The 18,808-nt window shown below is 69.4% G+C and carries 15 protein-coding genes and 2 pseudogenes; 15 read left to right on the forward strand and 2 right to left on the reverse strand.

The features are described 5' to 3' along the window. The first annotated feature begins 62 nt into the window (after positions 1-62). The 3 genes from C9I47_RS05755 to C9I47_RS05765 all read left to right on the forward strand — a co-directional run bounded on the left by C9I47_RS05755 (position 63) and on the right by C9I47_RS05765 (position 3,059). The gene (locus C9I47_RS05755; RefSeq protein ID WP_111265904.1) at positions 63-1,178 is read left to right on the forward strand and encodes a phytase; all 1,116 of its coding nucleotides are present in this window, start codon (positions 63-65) and stop codon (positions 1,176-1,178) included. A 2-nt stretch (positions 1,179-1,180) separates the two neighbouring features. Continuing rightward, a complete protein-coding gene (locus tag C9I47_RS05760; RefSeq protein WP_111265905.1) occupies positions 1,181-2,587 on the forward strand; it encodes an FN3 domain-containing metallophosphoesterase family protein in 1,407 nt (468 codons plus the stop codon). A 61-nt stretch (positions 2,588-2,648) separates the two neighbouring features. Continuing rightward, entirely contained in the window at positions 2,649-3,059 is a 411-nt protein-coding gene (locus C9I47_RS05765) for a GFA family protein (RefSeq protein ID WP_111265906.1), read from the forward strand. A gap of 90 nt (positions 3,060-3,149) precedes the next feature. Here the strand turns inward: C9I47_RS05765 and C9I47_RS05770 are convergent, their stop codons facing one another. Further along, positions 3,150-4,643 carry an aminotransferase class III-fold pyridoxal phosphate-dependent enzyme gene (locus C9I47_RS05770; RefSeq protein ID WP_111265907.1) on the reverse strand — a complete coding sequence of 498 codons (1,494 nt, stop codon included), beginning with the start codon at positions 4,641-4,643 and terminating at the stop codon, positions 3,150-3,152. A gap of 120 nt (positions 4,644-4,763) precedes the next feature. Here C9I47_RS05770 and C9I47_RS05775 point away from each other — a divergent pair, with 120 nt between their 5' ends. The 8 genes from C9I47_RS05775 (at position 4,764) to secF (ending at position 13,405) form a co-directional block, all read left to right on the forward strand. Beyond that, on the forward strand, positions 4,764-5,195 hold the full coding sequence (locus tag C9I47_RS05775; RefSeq protein WP_111265908.1) for an Lrp/AsnC family transcriptional regulator: 432 nt from the start codon (positions 4,764-4,766) through the stop codon (positions 5,193-5,195). 33 nt (positions 5,196-5,228) lie between these two features. After that, entirely contained in the window at positions 5,229-5,900 is a 672-nt protein-coding gene (locus C9I47_RS05780) for a TetR/AcrR family transcriptional regulator (RefSeq protein ID WP_111265909.1), read from the forward strand. A 151-nt stretch (positions 5,901-6,051) separates the two neighbouring features. Next, complete coding sequence (locus C9I47_RS05785) at positions 6,052-7,080, forward strand: NADP-dependent oxidoreductase (RefSeq protein WP_111265910.1); 1,029 nt, start codon at positions 6,052-6,054, stop codon at positions 7,078-7,080. Positions 7,081-7,624: 544 nt separating this feature from the next. Beyond that, complete coding sequence (gene queA, locus C9I47_RS05790) at positions 7,625-8,686, forward strand: tRNA preQ1(34) S-adenosylmethionine ribosyltransferase-isomerase QueA (RefSeq protein WP_111265911.1); 1,062 nt, start codon at positions 7,625-7,627, stop codon at positions 8,684-8,686. Continuing rightward, complete coding sequence (gene tgt, locus C9I47_RS05795) at positions 8,683-9,819, forward strand: tRNA guanosine(34) transglycosylase Tgt (protein WP_111265912.1); 1,137 nt, start codon at positions 8,683-8,685, stop codon at positions 9,817-9,819. The genes queA and tgt overlap by 4 nt, the downstream gene beginning before the upstream one ends. 116 nt (positions 9,820-9,935) lie before the next feature. Next, a complete protein-coding gene (gene yajC, locus C9I47_RS05800; RefSeq protein ID WP_111265913.1) occupies positions 9,936-10,277 on the forward strand; it encodes a preprotein translocase subunit YajC in 342 nt (113 codons plus the stop codon). 209 nt (positions 10,278-10,486) lie between these two features. Further along, positions 10,487-12,355, forward strand: coding sequence for a protein translocase subunit SecD (gene secD, locus C9I47_RS05805; RefSeq protein ID WP_111265914.1), 1,869 nt, complete (start codon positions 10,487-10,489; stop codon positions 12,353-12,355). A gap of 90 nt (positions 12,356-12,445) precedes the next feature. After that, positions 12,446-13,405 carry a protein translocase subunit SecF gene (secF, locus tag C9I47_RS05810; RefSeq protein WP_223250295.1) on the forward strand — a complete coding sequence of 320 codons (960 nt, stop codon included), beginning with the start codon at positions 12,446-12,448 and terminating at the stop codon, positions 13,403-13,405. Positions 13,406-13,862: 457 nt separating this feature from the next. On the opposite strand, the gene C9I47_RS05815 is transcribed toward secF, so the two are convergent. Next, positions 13,863-14,693: an inositol monophosphatase family protein gene (locus C9I47_RS05815; protein WP_111265916.1), complete on the reverse strand. Its 831-nt coding sequence runs from the start codon at positions 14,691-14,693 to the stop codon at positions 13,863-13,865. Positions 14,694-14,823: 130 nt separating this feature from the next. On the opposite strand from C9I47_RS05815, the gene C9I47_RS05820 reads away from it, so the two are divergent. The 4 genes and pseudogenes from C9I47_RS05820 to C9I47_RS18245 form a co-directional block, all read left to right on the forward strand. Then, positions 14,824-15,633, forward strand: coding sequence for an RNA methyltransferase (locus C9I47_RS05820; RefSeq protein ID WP_111265917.1), 810 nt, complete (start codon positions 14,824-14,826; stop codon positions 15,631-15,633). A gap of 84 nt (positions 15,634-15,717) precedes the next feature. After that, positions 15,718-16,659: a phosphate/phosphite/phosphonate ABC transporter substrate-binding protein gene (locus C9I47_RS05825; RefSeq protein WP_223250296.1), complete on the forward strand. Its 942-nt coding sequence runs from the start codon at positions 15,718-15,720 to the stop codon at positions 16,657-16,659. Positions 16,660-17,252: 593 nt separating this feature from the next. Further along, positions 17,253-17,975, forward strand: a pseudogene (locus C9I47_RS18240) (diguanylate cyclase domain-containing protein); the annotation flags it as partial. A gap of 69 nt (positions 17,976-18,044) precedes the next feature. Next, positions 18,045-18,791: pseudogene (locus C9I47_RS18245) on the forward strand (putative bifunctional diguanylate cyclase/phosphodiesterase); the annotation flags it as partial. Positions 18,792-18,808 lie beyond the last annotated feature (17 nt).

Here is an 18,808-nt window from a genome sequence, read left to right on the forward strand (position 1 = left end):
CGGTTTGTTGACAGTCGCCGCATCCGCGCCGCTGCCCCCACCGTGTTTCCGAGGGCCTCTCCGTGAATCCAAGCCGCTTCCTCCCGCTCGCCATCGCGATATGCCTTGCCGGTTGCGCCGTCGCTCCCGTCGTCGACCGCGAGCCCGATGAGCAGGCCGAGGTCGATCCGCTGTTGGCCGATCACGCGATCGCGCACCGGCGCGTGGCCGAGGCCTTCACCACCCCGGCGACGCCGGACGACAACATCGATTCGCCGACCGCATGGACGAGCGCGGACGGGCAGCGCTGGCTGATCGCCAGCGCCAAGAGCAGCGACCGCCTGGTGGTCTACGACGGCGACAGCGGCCGACGCCTGCGCGAGGTGGCCGGTCCCGGCAGCGCCCCCGGCCAGTTGCGGCGCCCGAATGGCGTCGCCGTGATCGACGACCTGCTGCTGGTGGTCGAACGCGACAACCGGCGGGTTCAGGCGTTCGCGCTGCCCGGATTCGAGCCGCTGCTGAGCTTCGGCGCCGACGACCTGGAGCAGCCCTACGGCCTGTGGGTGCATCGCGACGGCAGCGGCTACGAGGTGATCGTCAGCGACAACTACATGTCGCCGGACGACGAGGACCGGCCGCCGCCGCTGGCCGAGCTGGGGCGGCGTTTCAAGCGCTATGCGCTCCACCGCCAGGCGGAGGGCTGGCATGCGCGCCTGCTCGCCAGCTTCGGCGCGACCGATGCCGCCGGTGCGATCCGCATCGCCGAATCGGTGTTCGGCGACCCGGCGCACGACCGCCTGCTGCTGGCCGAGGAGGATCCGGGCAGCGGCACCCGTCTTCGCGAGTACGGTCTCGATGGCCGCTACCGCGGCCGCGACATCGGCGCGGAGCTGTTCAAGGCCCAGGCCGAGGGACTGGCGCTGTATGCCTGCGACGACGGCAGCGGCTACTGGCTGGCGACCGACCAGTTCAAGGACCGCAGCCTGTTCCATGTGTTCGACCGGGTCAGCCTGAGCCATGTCGGCGCGTTCGCCGGTGCGCGCACCGCCAATACCGACGGCGTCTGGCTCGACCGCGGCGCCAGCGCGCGTTTCCCGCAGGGCGTGTTCTACGCGGTCGACGACGATCAGGGCGTTTCCGCGTTCGACTGGCGCGACGTCGCCGCCGCGCTGTCGCTGAAGACCTGCGGCGAGGGTTGAACATGGGCGTCGCTGCATTCGAAGCGCGGCGCGCGGTCGCGCTGGCGGCGGGCCTGTGGCTGTCGCTGGCATTGCCGGTCGAAGCCGAGCAGGCGTCCGCACGCGCGCCGGAGCCCAACACCCTGGTGCCGCCTGGGGTGATGCGTTACGCCCCCAGCGGCTTTCCCGACCGCATCGTCGCCAGCCCCGCGCAGGACGCTTCGCGCGGTTTCGCGGTGGCATGGCGTACCGATGCGGCGGTCGATGCGCCGGTGCTGGAGATCGCGATCGCCGGTGACTCGCCCGACCTGGGCGAGCCGCGCCGCATCGTCGCCTCGACCCGGGCGCTGCGCAGCGAGAACGGTCTGGCCCATCATCACCGTGCCGATGTCGACGGCCTGGAGCCGGGAGTGCTGTACGCGTACCGGGTCCAGGGCGACCGCACCTGGAGCCCATGGATGCAGCTACGCACCGCCGGCGATGCCTCCGAACCGCTGGAACTGCTGTACCTGGGCGACACCCAGAACAAGAACGCCAGCCTGACCAGCCGGGTCGTGCGCGAGGCGCTGCGGCAGGCGCCGGACGTGCGCCTGGTCCTGTACGCCGGCGACCTGGTCAGCGGCGGCGACGGCGAGGACGACAACGAGTGGGGCGAGTGGTTCGACGCCGCCGGAGTGCTGTCGACTTCGTCGATGACCGCGCCGGCACCGGGCAACCACGAGTATTTCGAGGAGTTCGAGGACACTCCGCGCGAGCGTCGCGTGCTCGGTGCGCACTGGCCCTTGCAGTTCGCGCTGCCCGGCAACGGCATCGCCGCCGATGGCGAGCCGGCGACGACCTACTGGTTCGATTACCAGGGCGTGCGGGTCGCGGTGGTCGACGGTACCTCGGCGCTGGACCTGGGCAGCGCCGCCGCGCAGGCGCGCTGGCTCGACGGCGTACTCTCGGACAACCCGCCGCGCTGGAGCATCGTGCTGATCCACCAGCCGTTCCATTCGCCGCGCGCGGACCGCGACAACGTCGAGTTGAAGCGCCACCTGCAACCGGTGATCGAGCGCCATCGGGTCGACCTGGTGTTGCAGGGGCACGACCACACCTACGGTCGACGCGGTCCCGCACGCTCCGCCGCGGCGACGCCGGTCTACGTGGTCTCGGTGGCCGGCGCCAAGCAATATCGGTTGTCGGAGCAGGCCCGCGCGACGATGGACCCGGTCGGCGAGGATACCCAGCTGTTGCAGCGGATCCGGATCGCCGATGGCCGTCTGCGCTACGAGGCGCGCACCGCGACCGGGCGCCTGTACGACGCCTTCGAACTGGTCGACGAGGGCGAGGGGAAGCGCCTGGTCGAGTTGCGCGAGGGCCGCATCGAGCCGCGCGATTGCGGCCGTGAGCAGACCCTCAAGGGGCGTCGCGACCGCTGCTGGGAGTAGGGCGATCGATGCGGAGCGGCCGGCGTATGCTGGGGCCGTCCGCAACGATGCAGGAGTGCCGATGAGCCAGACCACAGCCGCCGGAAGCTGCCTGTGCGGCCGCGTCCGTTTCCTCGTCCGGATGCCGGTCAAGTGGGTCGCGCACTGTCATTGCACACGCTGCCGGCGGGCCCATGGCGCCGCCTTCGTGACCTGGGTCGGCATGGAGGAGGCGCGGGTCGGGATCGAGGACCCCGAGGGCGCATTGCGCTGGCATGTCGCCGTGGGCGGCGGCCAGCGCGGTTTCTGCTCGCACTGCGGCAGCCCGATGCTGTTCAAGGGCGAGCGCTGGCCGGGCGAGCTGCACATCGCCCGCGCGCTGTTCACCGATGCGCTGGAACAGCTGCCGCAGGCGCATGCCTACTACGACACCCACGTCGACTGGTTCGAGGTCGGCGATGCACTGCCGAAGAAGCCGGCGCCGGAGGCCTGAGCCGGTGAGCGGGCGAGCAGGGGTCAGAGTCGACTTTCCCGAAGGAAAGTCGACTCTGACCCCGGTTTAGACCCCGGTTTACGGCCTGCCTCAGGCCGCCGCGGCCTGGCTCGCGCGCGGGCCCTCGCGCAGCGCGCGGGCGATCATCGCGACCAGCAGGTCGACCTCTTCGCTGGTGATCGCGAAGGTCGGGGTGAAGCGCAGCGAGTTGGCGCCGCCGTGGATCACGCCGATGCCGTGTTCGCGCATCCACTCCTCGGTCGACCCGGCGCCGTAGCACTTGTACTCCGGCGACAGCTCGCAGGAGAACAGCAGGCCGGTGCCCTGGACCTTGGTGATCGCGCCGCCGAGCTCGGCTTTCAGCTTCTCCAGCTTCTCGACTGCCTCGACGCCACGCGCGCGGATGTTCTCGCGCAGTTCGGGGGTGACCAGCGACAGGACCGTGCTGGCGACGTCCAGCGCGCGCGGGTTGGTGGTCATGGTGTTGCCGTACAGGCCCTTGCGGTAGATGCCGGCGGCGCGTTCGTTGACCGCCAGGACCGACAGCGGGTACTGGCCGGCGTTGAGCGCCTTGGAATAGGTCTCCATGTCCGGCGCTTCGACCTTCTCGAAGCCCGGGTAGTCGACGATCGACAGCACGCCGTTGGCGCGCAGGCCGGCCTGGATCGAGTCGACCAGCAGCAGCGAGCCGTGTGCGCGGGTCAGTTCGCGGGCGGCGGTGTAGAACTCCACCGGCACGCTGCGGCCGGGATCGCCTTCGCCCATCACCGGCTCCAGGAACATCGCCTCGATGAACCATCCGTTGCGGTCGGCGTCGGCGAAGGCCTGCTTCAGCGCGGCGGTGTCGTAGGGCTCGATCGCGATCACCGAGGACTCGCCGCGGTAGCTGGCCAGATGCTGTAGGTAGGTCTTGCGGGTCGAATCCGAGTACAACGCCGGGCGGTCGGTGCGGCCGTGGAAGCTGCCCTTGACCACGATGCGCTTGATCGCGCGGCCGGCGTGGCGCCCGCCCTCGTCGGTCATCGCCTTGGCGTTGGCGTCGGCGATGCGGGCGGCGAGGGTGACCGACTCCGAACCGGAGTTCAGGCACAGGAACTTGGCGTACGGGCAGTCGCGGCCCAGGCCGATCGCGTCGCGGATCAGGCGCTCGAAGCGCAGCTGCGACAGGCTCGGAGTCATCACGTTGGCCATCGCCTGCGGGCGCGCCATCGCCTCGATCACCGGCTTGGGCGCGTGGCCGAAGCCGAGCATGCCGTAGCCGCCGGAGTCGTGCAGGACCGCGCCCTTCAGGGTCACGATCCACGGGCCGCGCGCGGCCAGGGCGACGTAGGGATTGACCGCGTCGTCGGCGTAGAAGTTGACGTAGCCGGCCTGGACGGCGTGGATCTGCGCGTCCTCGTCCTGGTCGAGCAGGTCGTCGAACTCGTCCTTCAGCCGCGCGTACTCGGCGGCGGCGGCCTCGATCGCCTCCACCAGCGACGGGTGGCCGGCGGCGAAGCGCTCGATGGTCGCGTCGTCCAGACCGGTGGTGCGGCGCTTGCCGGCATGGGCGCGCAGCGGGGCGAGGGTGTCGATGATGGCCATGTGTGCTCCTTGTGGGTACGCCAATCCATCCATTATCTGGATTAAATCGTCGATCGACAGTAGGAATTTGGACGAAATTTCTTACAATTTCGTCGATTCGACGAAAATTGGCCGTTCACCATGAAGATCACCGCCGCCGACCAGCAGTTGTTGTCGGTCCTGCGCGAGAACGCCCGCGCCTCGACCGCCGAGATCGCCCGCCGGCTGAAGCTGTCGCGGACCACGGTGCAGAGCCGGATCGAGCGGCTGCAGCGCAGCGGGGTGATCGCCGGCTATACCGTGCGCGTCCACGACCAGGCCGAGATCGGGCACATCCGCGCCCACATCATGATCACCGTGCTGCCCAAGCAGATGCCGGCGGTGGTCGAGACGCTGCGGGCGATGCCGGAGCTGCGCAGCCTGCATTCGGTCAGCGGGCCGTTCGATCTGGTCGCGCTGGGGGTGGCGCCCAGCGTCGGCGAAATGGATGAGTTGACCGACCGGATCGGTGCGATCGACGGGGTCGAGCGGACCACCTCGTCGATCATCCTGTCGGCCAAGTTCGATCGCTAGACGACCGGTCTAATCGTTGTTAGGCTGCGCCGCATGAACCGGTCCGCCGCCACTGCCTCCCTGTCCCGTCCCGCGCAGCCCGGTGTCAGGCAACCCGACGTCAGACAACCCGATGTCAGACAGCCCGATGTCAGGCAACACATCCTCGACGTCGCCCGGCCGCTGCTGCTGCGCAAGGGCTTCACCGCGGTCGGCCTGAGCGAGTTGCTGGCGGAGGCGGGGGTGCCGAAGGGCTCGTTCTATCACTACTTCGGGTCCAAGGAGGCGTTTGGCGAGGCGGTGCTGGAGGCCTATTTCAGCGACTACCTGGGCGAGATCGATGCGCTGCTCGCCGGGCCGGGTACGGGCGCCGAGCGGCTGCTGCGCTATTTCGGCCACTGCCTGGACACCCAGGTCGGCGACCATATGCAGAGTCGCTGCCTGGCGGTGAAGCTCGGCGCCGAGGTCTGCGACCTGTCCGAACCGATGCGCATCGCCCTGGATCGGGGCATCGGCGCGATCGTCGAGCGGCTGACCCGCTGCATCCAGGCCGGCATCGACGACGGTTCGCTGCCGTCGCTGGCCGATCCGGCGGCCGCCGCGAATACCCTGTACCAGAGCTGGTTCGGCGCCAGTCTGCTGGCCAAGATCGGGCGCGACCGCGCTCCCCTGGACGCGGCCATGGCCGGCACCCGGCAGATGCTGGGCCTGGCCACGGAGGCCTGACGGGTCGCCATGCACGTCTGCTCCCGCCCCGTTTTCGCGCCTCCTTTATAGACGACCGGTCTATTCCTTGTTCCGCTCGATGTCCCCCCGTCCCGGGTGGCGTCCCCACTTCCGACAGAACCGCTCTCCCAACAGACAAAGGAGTTCCCCCATGTCCCAAGACATCGCCCGCCGCATCGTGCTCGCCGCCCATCCGCGCGGTCTGCCGACCGCACAGGACTTCCGCCTGGAGGAGGTGCCGATGCCGGCGCCGGATGAGGGCCAGGTGCTGCTGAGCACGCTGTACCTGTCGCTGGATCCCTACATGCGCAACCTGATGGACAAGGTCGGGCCGGTCTACGCCGAAGCGGTCGGGCTCGGTGCGCCGATGGTGGGCGGCACGGTCGGCCGTGTCGTGGCCTCGCGCCACCCGGGGTTCCAGGCCGGTGAACTCGTGCTCGGCAATGCGGGTTGGCAGAGCCATGCGCTGTCCGACGGTTCCGACCTGGTCCGGCTGGGCGATGTCGAACAGCCGTCGCTGGCCCTGGGCGGGCTCGGCATGCCCGGTTTCACCGCCTATGTCGGCCTGCTCGACATCGGTCGGCCACGGCCGGGCGATACCGTGGTCGTGGCGGCGGCCAGCGGCGCGGTCGGCTCGGTGGTCGGGCAATTGGCCAAGCTCAAGGGGGCTCGGGCGATCGGCATTGCGAGTGGGGCGGACAAGTGCCGCCAGGTGGTCGAGGAGTTGGGTTTCGATGCCTGCCTGGACCGTCGCGAACCCGATCTGGCCGCGCGCCTGGCGGCGGTCTGTCCGGACGGCATCGACGTGTACTTCGAGAATGTCGGCGGCGAAGTGTTCGATGCAGTGCTGCCGCTGTTGAACATCGGCGCGCGGATGCCGGTGTGCGGAGTGATCGCGCACTACAACGACGAAGCGCCGCCGGCCGGCCCCGACCGGCTCCCGGGCGCGATGGCGGCGATCCTGCAAAAGCGCATCCGGGTGCAGGGTTTCGTGATCCTCGACCACTATGCCGACCGCTACGATGCCTTCCGCCGCGAGATGGGGCAGTGGGTCGCCGAAGGCCGGATCAAGTTGCGCGAGGACGTGGTCGAGGGGCTGGAAGCGGCGCCGGAGGCCTTCATCGGCCTGCTGCAGGGGCGCAACCACGGCAAGCTGGTGGTACGGGTCGCGGCCGACTGAGCGATGGCAGAGCAGGGGCGCTTTCCGCTGGAAGGTCGCTCCTGCCTTTGACTCAAGGGCCGTCGACCATGTCGTAGGAGCGGCGTAAGCCGCGAGGTGCTTTTCGCGGTAGAGCCCCATCGCGGCTTACGCCGCTCCTACCAAAGGCGGGGTAAAGGCGTGTCGTGGTTGTCCCGTCAGCTCTGGCAAATCTCCGATGCATTGCTGCGAGCGATCGCCAGACATCCCGTAGGAGCGGCGTGAGCCGCGATCCCCGGGCTGCGCGCCCGGGAATCCCCAAAATTTGCTTCGCAAACCTTGGGCCCCACCGTTGCGCTCCCACACCCCCATTCGCGCTGCGCGCGAATCGCCCCCTGACTTAGGGGGCTGGGGCCGTCGACCATGCCGTAGGAGCGGCGTGAGCCGCGATGGGGTTTTCATGAGAAGGCCCGGATCGCGGCTTGCGTCGCGCTGGCGAAAACCCGCGGCCCTCGGCCCCGTACAATGGCCGGTCAGCCGTGGTCAGACGGCACACGAAGCGCCATCGTTTGAGAAGAGCCACCGCTTGAAGAAATCCGACTTCCACTACGAGTTGCCGCCGGAGCTGATCGCGCAGGCGCCGCTGGCCGAGCGATCGGCCAGCCGGCTGTTGCTGGTGCCGCCGGCGCCGCAGCCGTTCGCCGACCGCGTGTTCCGCGACCTGCCCGGGTTGTTGCAGCCCGGCGACCTGCTGGTATTCAACGACACCCGGGTGATCCCGGCACGCCTGTTCGGGCAGAAAAGTACCGGCGGCCGGGTCGAGATCCTGATCGAACGCCTGCTCGGCAGCGCCGAGGCGCGTGCCCAGTTGGGGGTCAGCAAATCGCCCAGGCCGGGTGCGAGGATCGCCCTGGACGCCGGCGGCGAGGCCGAGGTGCTCGGCCGCGACGGCGAGTTCTACCATCTGCGCTTCCATGTCGACACGCCGCTGGAAAGTTGGCTGAGCCGGGCCGGGCAGCTGCCGCTGCCGCCCTACATCGAGCGCCGGCCGGGCGCCGAGGACGCCGAGCGCTACCAGACCGTGTTCGCCCGCGAGACCGGTGCGGTCGCGGCGCCGACCGCCGGTCTGCACTTCGACGACGCCCTGCTGGATGCGTTGAAGGCGCGCGGCGTGCATACCGGCCACGTCACCCTGCATGTGGGCGCCGGCACCTTCCAGCCGGTCCGGGTCGAACACCTGGACCAGCACCTGATGCACAGCGAGTGGCTGAACGTCGGTGCCGAGCTGGTCGAACAGGTCCGCCGCACCCGCGCAGCCGGCGGCCGGGTGATCGCGGTGGGTACCACGGTCGTGCGCGCGCTGGAGTCGGCGATGCGCGACGACGGCGAGGGCGGTCGCGAGCTGCGTCCCTTCGCCGGCGAGACCCGGCTGTTCATCCTGCCCGGCTACCGGATCCGCTCGGTCGACGCGATGGTCACCAATTTCCACCTGCCCGAAAGCACCCTGTTGATGATGATCTCCGCCTTTGCCGGCAAGGAGCGCGTGTTCGAGGCCTATGCCCACGCGATCCGCGAGCGCTACCGTTTCTTCAGCTATGGCGATGCGATGCTGCTGTGGCCGCGCCACGACTCCGGTTTCCCCGCATGAGTCGCATGTCCTTCCAGTTGCTGGGCCGCGACGGCGCGGCCCGCCGTGGCCGCATCAGCTTCCCGCGCGGCACCATCGAGACCCCGGCGTTCATGCCGGTCGGCACCTACGGCACGGTCAAGGGCGTGCTGCCGCACCAGATCCGCGAGCTGGGCGCGCAGATCATCCTCGGCAACACCTTCCACCTGTTCCTGCGTCCGGGGCTGGAGGTGATCGGCGAGCACGGCGGTCTGCACGGTTTTGCGCGCTGGGACGGTCCGATCCTGACCGACTCCGGCGGCTTCCAGGTGTTCTCGCTGGCGCACAAGCGCAAGATCACCGAGGCCGGCGTGCACTTCGCCGCCCCGACCGACGGCCGCAAGGTGTTCCTGGGGCCGGAGGAGAGCATGCACATCCAGAAGGTGCTCGGCTCGGACATCGTGATGATCTTCGACGAGTGTCCGCCGGTACAGGTGGACGGCAAACCGGTCGCGGTCGAGGTGGTGAAGCGCTCGATGGAGCTTTCGCTGCGCTGGGCCGAGCGTTCGAAGAAGGCCCACGAGGGCAACGACGCGGCCCTGTTCGGCATCGTCCAGGGCGGCGTCCACCACGAACTGCGGAGCCGCTCGGCGGACGGCCTGAAGGCGATCGGCTTCGACGGCTACGCGATCGGCGGGCTGGCGGTCGGCGAGACCGAGGCCGAGCGCAATGCCATGCTCGACCACACCTGCCCGCAGCTGCCGCAGGAGCGGCCGCGCTACCTGATGGGGGTGGGGCGGCCGGAGGACCTGGTCGAGGCGGTGGCGCGCGGGGTCGACATGTTCGACTGCGTGATGCCGACCCGCAACGCCCGCAACGGCCACTTCTTCACCGCCGGCGGCACGATCCGGGTGCGCAACGCGAAGTACGAGCACGACCTGCGCCCGATCGAGGAGGGCTGCGACTGCCATGCCTGTGCAAACGGTTTCAGCCGCGCCTACCTGCGCCACCTGGACCGCTGCAACGAGATGCTCGGGCCGATGCTCGGCACCCTGCACAACCTGCGCTACTACCAGCGGCTGATGGCGCAGATGCGCGATGCGATCGGGCAGGGAACCTTTGCCGCCTTCCGCGAGTCCTTCTACGCCGCACGCGGGGCCGCGCCCCCGGCCTGAACCGGCTCCGGTCGCGGCTGCCGTCCTCCGGGGCGCAGCCGGCCGGAGCGGGACGCCGGTGGGCCCGGGCCGCCTCGTGGCATAATCCCCCGTTATTTCGCTCCAGGACGTCCCTGATGAACCTGCCCGACCTGCTGATCACCCCGGCCCATGCCCTGATCGCCGCCGCTCCGGCCGCGCCCGGCATGGGCATGCAGTTGCTGTTCCCGATCGCGCTGATCGCGATCATGTACTTCCTGATGATCCGCCCGCAGATGAAGCGGCAGAAGGAGCACCGGGCCATGCTGGAGAAGCTGGCCAAGGGCGACGAGGTCATCACCAACGGCGGCATCGCCGGTACCGTCAGCGATATCGGCGAGAGCTTCGTCACGGTCCAGATCGCCGACAACGTCCAGGTTCGCGTGCAGAAGGGCGCGATCTCCAACGTGCTGCCCAAGGGCACCTTGAAGTCGGCCTGAATCGCCACCACCGCTGAGGAGGCCCCGGGGGAGTTCGGGGTTTCTGGCAGGCAGTGGAAGGTTCGACCCGCGGCGCGCATGAGCGTCCGCCGCGGCCAGGCCGGTCCGGACGGTTCCGGATCGGCCGACTCGGGGAGCGGCCGGGACGGCCGTTTCGCTGATTGCCCCAATATTTCTGGTGGCCCGGTGGCCGCCGCAGGATCCGTTAGATGCTGACTTACGCGCGCTGGAAGTACGCCCTCCTCCTGGTCATCCTGATCCTCAGCAGCCTGTACGCGCTGCCCAACGTGTTCCCGCAGGACCCGTCGGTGCAGATCAGCGCCAATCGCGGCGCGGTGGTGGACGAGGCCCTGAAGACCCGTGTCGAGGCCAACCTGGAGAAGGCCGGTGTGGCCGCGAAGGCGGTCGATATCGACGGCGACAACCTGCTGGTGCGCCTGTCCGACCCCGATGCCCAGGTCAAGGCGGCCGATGCGCTGCGCCCGGACCTGGGCAACGACTTCGTGGTCGCGCTGAACCTGGCCTCGACCGTGCCCGACTGGCTGGAGAAGCTCGGCGGCAAGCCGATGCTGCTGGGCCTGGATCTGCAGGGCGGCGTCCACTTCACCATGCAGGTCGACCAGAAGGCCGCTCTCGACAAGCGCCTGGAGGCGACCGCCGAGGACGTGCGCGTGCTGCTGCGCGAAAAGCGCATCCGCTACACCTCGGTCGAGCGGCGCGCCGGCGGCCGGACCATCGTCGCCACCCTCAGCGATGCCGCGGAAGCCGAGAAGGCGCGCGAGGCGATCGTGCTCAGCCAGCCGACCCTGCTGGCGTCCACCACCGGCAACTCGGTCAGCGTGGAGATGAGCGACAACGAGCTGCGCCAGCTGGCGATCGACGCGATCGAACAGAACGTCGGCACCCTGCGCAACCGCGTCAACGCGCTGGGCGTCGCCGAGCCGATCATCCAGCGCCAGGGCGAGGACCGCATCGTGGTCCAGCTGCCCGGCGTGCAGGACACCGCCCAGGCCAAGCGCGTGCTGGGCGCGACCGCGACCCTGGAGTGGCGCGCGGTGGTCGAGGGCAACGCCTACGACGCCCGCGACACCGGCATCGTGCCGCCCGAGGCGCGGCTGTACCAGCGCAAGGAACTCGGCCCCGACGGCGAGCCGGTGCCGGTCCTGCTCAGCAAGCGGGTGATCGCCTCCGGCGACCAGATGGTCAGCGCCTCCTCGGGCATGGACCCGCAGTCGGGCACTCCCTCGGTCAGCGTGCGCCTGAACGGCGCCGGCGGCCAGCGCATGTTCGAGTTCACCAGCGAGAACGTCGGCAAGCCGATGGCGGTGGTCTACATCGAACGAGTGCCCGAGGTCCGGGTCGTCGACGGCGAGGAGGTGCGCAGCACCCGCGTCGACGAGGAGGTGATCTCGATCGCGACCATCCAGGGCGTGTTCGGCAAGGAGTTCCAGACCACCGGCCTGGACAGCACCAAGGAAGCGGCCAACCTGGCCCTGCTGCTGCGCTCGGGCTCGCTGGCGGCGCCGATGGACTTCATCGAGGAGCGCATCGTCGGTCCGAGCCTGGGCCGCGAGAACGTCGAGCGCGGCATGACCGCGATCAAGTACTCCTTCTTCTTCATCCTCGGCTTCTTCCTGGTCTACTACCGCATGTTCGGCGTGATCACCACGATCGCGCTGCTGCTGAACCTGCTGATGGTGGTCGCGGTGATGTCGCTGTTCGGGGCCACCATGACCCTGCCGGGCATGGCCGGCATCGCGCTGACGGTCGGCTTCTCGGTCGACGCCAACGTGCTGATCAACGAGCGAATACGCGAGGAATTGCGGGCCGGACTGCCGGCCAAGGCCGCGATCGCCGCCGGCTACGATCGCGCGGTCGGCACGATCGCCGACGCCAACATCACCGCCGTGCTGGCCGGCATCGCGCTGTTCGCGTTCGGCACCGGTCCGGTCAAGGGCTTCGCGGTCGCCCTGATCGTCGGTATCGGCACCTCGATGTACACCGCGGTCTCGGCCTCGCGCGCCATCGCCACCCTGATCTACGGCGGTCGCCGTAAGCTCAAGTCCCTCGCCATCTAGCCAGCCGCATCCGCGGCCGGCCCGGCGATGGGCGGCCGCGCAGTCGCGGGTCCGGCGCTTGGCTGGCCCGCGGATAACCAGGAATCGAGAATGAAACCTTTCAACCTGTTTCCCTACGACAGCAAGATCGACTTCATGCGCCTGGGGCGCGTGTCGCTGACGATCGCGGCCTTGCTGGTGCTGGGGTCGATCGCGGCGATGACGTTCAAGGGCTTCAACTTCGCCCTCGACTTCACCGGCGGCACCGTGACCGAGATGCGCTTCGAGCAGCCGGTCGACGTCGACGACGTGCGCGCGCGGCTGGGCGAGGCCGGCTACGGCAATGCCCAGGTGCAGACCTTCGGCTCCGGCAACGACCTGCTGATCCGGGTGCAGCCCAAGGGCGAGGGCGAGGAGGGCGGCGCCGACCAGGACACCGCCCGCGAGATCCAGCAGGCGCTGGCGATCCCGGGCAATGCGGGCACCGTGCTGAAGAGCGACTTTGTCGGTCCGCAGGTCGGCAAGGAGATCGCCATCAACGGCATCTGGGCGCTGATCTTCGTGGTCGTCGGCTTCATGATCTACATCTCGTTCCGGTTCGAGAAGAAGTTCGCCGTCGCCGCGACCCTGACCACCCTGCACGACGTGGTCGTGGTCACCGGCTGGTTCGCGCTCAGCGGGCACGAGTTCGATCTGACCGTGCTGGCCGGCATCCTGTCGGTGATGGGCTTCTCGATCAACGACACCATCGTGGTGTTCGACCGCATCCGCGAGAACTTCCGTTCGATGCGCGCCGACTCGCGGACGGTGATCAACGCGGCGATCAACCAGACCCTGTCGCGTACCGTGATCACCTCGTTCGTGGCGATCCTGACCATGCTCGCCCTGTACGTCTACGGCGGCGGTTCGTTGCGCGGCCTGGCCGAGTCGATGCTGATCGGCGCGGTGATCGGCACCCTGTCGTCGATCTTCGTCGCCAGTACCCTGCTGAGCTTCGGCCCGCTGAAGGTGACCAAGCAGGACCTGATGCCGAAGGCACGCGACGAAGAGGCGCTGGCCCGCAGGCCGTAAGCGTCGGTGCCGGAACACGAAAAGGCCGCGCATCGCGCGGCCTTTTTTGTTGCCGATCGGTCGGAGGGGGCCGTGCCGCGCGCAGGTCGCGTTCTCACTACGCGCGAATCGCCCCCTGACTCGGGGGGGAGGCGGACGAAGCTCTGTGAGCCACGATGGGCTTTCGCGGAAAACCCGGTCGCAGCTTACGCAGCTCCTACAGAAGCGATGGCCTTCTCACGTAGGAACGGCGTGAGCCGCGACCCCCGAGCTGCGCCCGGATATATCCCAAAGTCTGCTGCGCAAACCATGCGCCCCGCCGTTGCGCGGCCACACCCCATTCGCGCGATGCGCGAATCGGGCTCGGGTCAGGGGCGGGCGAAAGCTCTTCGTAGGAGCGGCGTAAGCCGCGATTGGGCTTTCATGGGAAGGCTTCATCGCGGCTTGTGCCGCTCCCACAGGAGCAAGCCCGCGGTACTCAGCTGAACGCCGCGGCGTAGCCGGTGTCGACGATCTTCTTCTGCAGCTGTTCGCAGACTTTGAGGTTGCCGGCGACCAGGGTGCGCGGCGCGGTGCCGCGGGCGTCCATCGGCCCGCTGCTGCGACCGCGGAAATCGCAGACCTTGCCGCCGGCCTCGCGCACCATCAGCGCACCGGCGGCGATGTCCCAGGGCTTCACCCCGGCTTCGAAGTAGGCGTCGGCGCGGCCGCAGGCGACGTAGGCCAGGTCCAGCGCGGCGGAACCGGTGCGGCGGATGTCCTCGGCTTCCAGCAGCAGGTTGTCGACGGTCTTGAGCTGGGCGCTGGCGCGGCTGCGCTCGCGCGGCGGGAAGCCGGTGACGATCATCGCGCCGCCGATGTCCTTGCGCTCGGCCACGCGCACGCGCTTGCCGTTGAGCTGGGTGCCGCTGCCCTTGCTGGCGGTGAACAGATCGTTGCGGATCGGGTCGAAGATCACCCCGTGGACCGGTTCGCCGTTCTCGACCAGGGCGATCGAGACGCAGAAGTGGGGGAAGCCGCGCAGGTAGTTGCTGGTGCCGTCGAGCGGATCGATGACCCAGGTGAAGCGCTGGTTGTAGCCGCTGCCGGCGCTGCTGCCGCTTTCCTCGCCGAGGAAGCCGTAGTCCGGATGGGCGCGCTTGAGCTCGCGGATGACGACCTTCTCGGCCTCCTCGTCGACTTCGCTGGCATAGTCCTGGCGGTCCTTCTCGACCACGTTCAGCGCGTCCAGGCGGTGCATGTGCCGCAGCAGCACGTTGCCGGCTGCACGGGCGGCCTTGACCATGAGGGTGACGGCGGGTTTCTGCATGGCGGTACGGCCTCGACGGATGAGGTGGCCCGGGCCCTGCGGCCGCGAGCGGACTGGAGAGGAGTGAAAGAGCGGCCCGGCAGTGGCATGCCGAGGCATGGCCGGGGCGCGGAGTTTACCATTGGCGGCGATGACTACCCATTCCAACCCTGAACCGACGGCCTCCGGGGCGTCGGCCGCCGCGGCCACGGCCGCGCGCATCCGCATCGTGCTGGTCGGCACCCAGCATCCCGGCAACATCGGCTCGGCGGCCCGGGCGATGAAGACCATGGGCCTGGACCGGCTGGTGCTGGTCGCGCCCGAGGTCGCCCCCAATCGCGAATCCGAGGCGCTGGCGGCCGGTGCCGACGACGTGCTGGCCGCGGCCCGCACCTGCGCGACCGTGGCCGAGGCGGTGTCCGATTGCACCCTGGTGCTGGGCTGCACCGCGCGCAGCCGCCGGATCGCCCTGGGCCAGTTGGCGCCGCGCGAGGCCGCTTCGCGGCTGGTGGCTCGGGCGGGCACCGGCGGCGAGGTCGCGCTGCTGTTCGGGCGCGAGCGTACCGGCCTGGACAACGAAGAGCTGCAGCAGTGCCATGCCGCCGTGCATATCCCGGCCAACCCCGACTACAGCTCGCTGAACCTCGCCGCCGCGGTGCAGGTGCTGTCCTATGAGCTGCGCCTGGCCCTGCTCGACGCCGGCGCCGGCGCGGAGCCGGCCCGCGTCGACCCGCCGGCCTCGCACGCCGAGCTGGAAGGCTTCTTCGGCCAGCTGGGCGAGGTCCTGGAGCAGATCGACTTCCACAAGGGGCGCAGTCCGGAGTCGGCGCTGCGCAAGTTCCGCCGGCTGTTCCTGCGCGCCGACCTCGACGCCCGCGAGGTGCGGCTGCTGCGCGGGGTGCTGGCCGATGTCGAGCGCAGCGTGCGGCTGGCTGGGGCCGATGGCGCCGGCCAGGGATGAGGCGGGCGCGGTGCCGGCGATAGCGGCCGATGCCGGTTTTCGATTAGTCTGGCCGCCAGGTTTCCCGTTTGTGGCCATTCGTCCTTGATCGTACGCCTGTCGTGCCTCCTGGTGCTGTTGATCGGCCTGACTCTGCCGCCGGCGGGACGGGCCGAGGACGGGCAGGTCGCCGGCTCGGCCGACGACGCCCATATCCTGGTGTTGGGCCGCATCAGCGACGACCCCAAGGCGCATTTCGAGCAGCTCAAGCCGCTGCTGGACTACGTGGTGCCGAGGATGGCCGATGTCGGCATCCGCGAAGGCCGGATCCTGATGGCCAAGGATCCGCAGCAGATGGCCAGCTATCTGCGCCGCGGCCGGGTCGACTGGATCACCGAGACCAGCGGTACCGCGATGGTGATGCGCGAGCGGGCCGGGGCGGCGCCGCTGGTGCTGACCGAACGCGACGGCACCAGCCACTACCACAGCATCTTCTTCGCTCGCCGCGACAGCGGACTGGGCTCGCTGGACGAGTTGCGCGGGCATTCGGTGGCGTTCCAGCGCCCATCCTCGACCAGCGCCTATTTCGTGCCGGCGGCGGCGATGCTCGACCGCGGCCTGGTCCTGGAAATGCTGCTGTCGCCGATGGATCACGCCGGCGCCGACACCGTGGGCTATCTGTTCGCCCGTTCCGAGCTCAATATCTCCACCTGGGTCCACAAGCGCCTGGTCGATGTCGGGGTGATGAGCAATCTGGACTGGGAGAACCCGCGGCGGATGCCGCCTGGGTTCAAGGATGACTTCGTCGTCATCGGCGAGACCCCCGAGTTCCCGCGCGCGGTCGAACTGGTGCGCGGCAATCTCGACCCGCGGGTGCGCGAACGCCTGCGCCAGGTGCTGATCGAGGCGGCCGCGGACCCCGAGGCCGGCGATGCCCTGAAGCGCTTCTTCAGGACCACCCGGTTCCTGCCGGTGGACCCGGCCTCGACCCGCGCGCTGGACCATGTCGCAGCGGGGGTCAGGCGGGTGCGGGCGGACGTCGAATGAAGCTCCGCAACGGCCTGCAGGCGAAGTTCCTGCTGATCATGGCGCTGGCCCTGGTGGTCCAGCTGCTGCTCCTGGCGGTGCTGTTGCAACGCCAGGAGCGGGCCCAGGAAGAGGTGATCACGGTCACCCGCGACGCGATGGCCGGCGTCTCCAGCGACAGTCTGCGCCGGCGCGGCGAGGGCATGGTGCTCCAGCTCGGCGAGGCGCTGACCAATCCGCTGTACTACTTCGACCTCGATGCGATCGGCAGCCTGACCGCGTCCGCGCTGAACCAGGCCGATGCGCGCTACGTCCTGGTCTACGACGCCGAGGGCAACATCATCCACGACGGCAGCGAGACCATTCCCAGCTACGGCAAGCGCATGGACGACGTGTTCGCCGACGAGGTGATCGCGTCGGGCTCGCTGCTGACCCAGTTCAGCGAGGAGCTGATGGACGTGTCCGCGCCGATCCTGATCGGCGACCGCCGCCTGGGCGGGGTGCGGGTCGGCTTCGATCTGGAGGTCGCGCGCGGCTTCCAGGATCGTGCGGTCGCCGAGATGCGCAGCCAGCTCGACGGCCTGGGCAGCCGCCAGTTGCTGTGGGCGGCGGCGATGGCCGGCGGCATCGTCCTGCTGGGAGCGGTGATCCTGTGGTTGATCCAGCGCTGGCTGGTGAGTCCGATCCGGCTGCTGGCCGATTCCGCACGCCAGATCGAGGCGGGGCGGTTCGAGGTCGATCTGCCGACCAGCCGCCGCCGCGACGAGGTCGGCGAGCTGATGCGCGCGTTCAGCCGGATGAGCGCGAGCCTGGCGCGGCACGACCGCGACATCCGGCGGATGGCCTATACCGATTCGCTGACCGGGCTGTCGAACCGGTTGGCGTTCCGCGAGGCGCTGGACGAGCAGCTGCTGAGGATCCGCGGGGCGGGGCAGCAACTGGCGCTGCTGTTCGCCGACATCGACGACTTCAAGCGGGTCAACGACACCCTCGGCCACGATGCCGGCGACGAGGTGCTGGTGCAGTGCTCGGCGCGCATCCGCGACACCATCCTGCGTCATGCCGGCGACAACGCCCTGCTGGCGCGCTTCGGCGGCGACGAGTTCGTGATCCTGGTCCACGCCTCGCCGAAGGAGGGACAGGACGTGCGCGCGGTGGCGATGGCGCTGGCCGACGCCCTGGTCGCGGAGCTGGGACAGCCGATCATGACCCAGGAGCGCCAGGTGTTCCTCGGCACTTCGATTGGCATCACCCTGTTCCCGGACGACGCCTCGACCGCGACCGCGTTGATGAAGAACGGCGACATCGCGATGTACCAGGCGAAGGTCGCCGGCAAGAACTGCTACCGCTTCTACAGCCGGGCGATGGACCTGGCGGTGGAGCGCAGGGTCAACCTGGAGCACGAGCTGCGCGGGGCCTGGGACCGTGGCGAGCTGAGCCTGGTCTACCAGCCGGTCTACCGGCTGGCCGACCGCACCATGGTCGGCGCCGAGGCGCTGCTGCGCTGGAACCACCCGCGGCACGGCCAGGTGGCGCCGTCGGTCTTCATCGACGTGGCCGAGCAGAGCGGGCTGATCGAGACCCTGGGCCCGCAGGTGCTGCGCGCGGCCTGCAGCGAGGCGGTGCGCTGGCAGCAGTTGCGGCCGTCGGCGGAGCCGCTGTCGGTCGCGGTCAACGTGTCCTCGCGGCAGTTGCGCAGCGGCGGCGAACTGGTACAGGTGGTCGCCGACTGCCTGCGCGACACCGGGCTGGAACCGGAGCGGCTGCACCTGGAGCTGACCGAGACCGCGGTGATCGGCGACGAGGTCCACGCCAGCGAGATGCTCGCGCAGCTGCGCGAGACCGGCATCAAGGTGCTGCTGGACGACTTCGGCACCGGTTTCTCGGGCCTGAGCCATCTGCGCCGGGTCCCGGTCGACGGGGTCAAGATCGACCGCAGCTTCATCGCCGACATCCTGCGCGACCCGGACGACCTGGCCCTGACCAGCGCGATCATCGCGATGGCGCACTCGCTGGGGATCACGGTGATCGCCGAGGGCGTCGAGAAAGCCGGCCAGTACGCGCTGCTGCGCGAGCGCGGCTGCGACCAGGCCCAGGGCTACTGGCTGGGGCAGCCGGTGCCGGCGAACGAATTCCTGGCCCTGCTGGGCTGAGTCCCGGCGGGGCCGCT

Origin of the sequence: Marilutibacter maris (assembly GCF_003233695.1) — a bacterium.
In the GTDB taxonomy this organism is placed as follows: domain Bacteria; phylum Pseudomonadota; class Gammaproteobacteria; order Xanthomonadales; family Xanthomonadaceae; genus Marilutibacter; species Marilutibacter maris.

Bases quoted from the DNA above. Each gene is read 5' to 3' on its own strand.
- C9I47_RS05760 (WP_111265905.1), top strand. From the start codon at position 1,181: ATGGGCGTCGCTGCATTCGAAGCGCGGCGCGCGGTCGCGCTGGCGGCG.
- C9I47_RS05765 (WP_111265906.1), top strand. From the start codon at position 2,649: ATGAGCCAGACCACAGCCGCCGGAAGCTGCCTGTGCGGCCGCGTCCGT.
- C9I47_RS05770 (WP_111265907.1), bottom strand. From the start codon at position 4,643: ATGGCCATCATCGACACCCTCGCCCCGCTGCGCGCCCATGCCGGCAAG.
- C9I47_RS05775 (WP_111265908.1), top strand. From the start codon at position 4,764: ATGAAGATCACCGCCGCCGACCAGCAGTTGTTGTCGGTCCTGCGCGAG.
- C9I47_RS05780 (WP_111265909.1), top strand. From the start codon at position 5,229: ATGAACCGGTCCGCCGCCACTGCCTCCCTGTCCCGTCCCGCGCAGCCC.
- C9I47_RS05785 (WP_111265910.1), top strand. From the start codon at position 6,052: ATGTCCCAAGACATCGCCCGCCGCATCGTGCTCGCCGCCCATCCGCGC.
- tgt (WP_111265912.1), top strand. From the start codon at position 8,683: ATGAGTCGCATGTCCTTCCAGTTGCTGGGCCGCGACGGCGCGGCCCGC.
- yajC (WP_111265913.1), top strand. From the start codon at position 9,936: ATGAACCTGCCCGACCTGCTGATCACCCCGGCCCATGCCCTGATCGCC.
- secD (WP_111265914.1), top strand. From the start codon at position 10,487: ATGCTGACTTACGCGCGCTGGAAGTACGCCCTCCTCCTGGTCATCCTG.
- secF (WP_223250295.1), top strand. From the start codon at position 12,446: ATGAAACCTTTCAACCTGTTTCCCTACGACAGCAAGATCGACTTCATG.
- C9I47_RS05815 (WP_111265916.1), bottom strand. From the start codon at position 14,693: ATGCAGAAACCCGCCGTCACCCTCATGGTCAAGGCCGCCCGTGCAGCC.
- C9I47_RS05820 (WP_111265917.1), top strand. From the start codon at position 14,824: ATGACTACCCATTCCAACCCTGAACCGACGGCCTCCGGGGCGTCGGCC.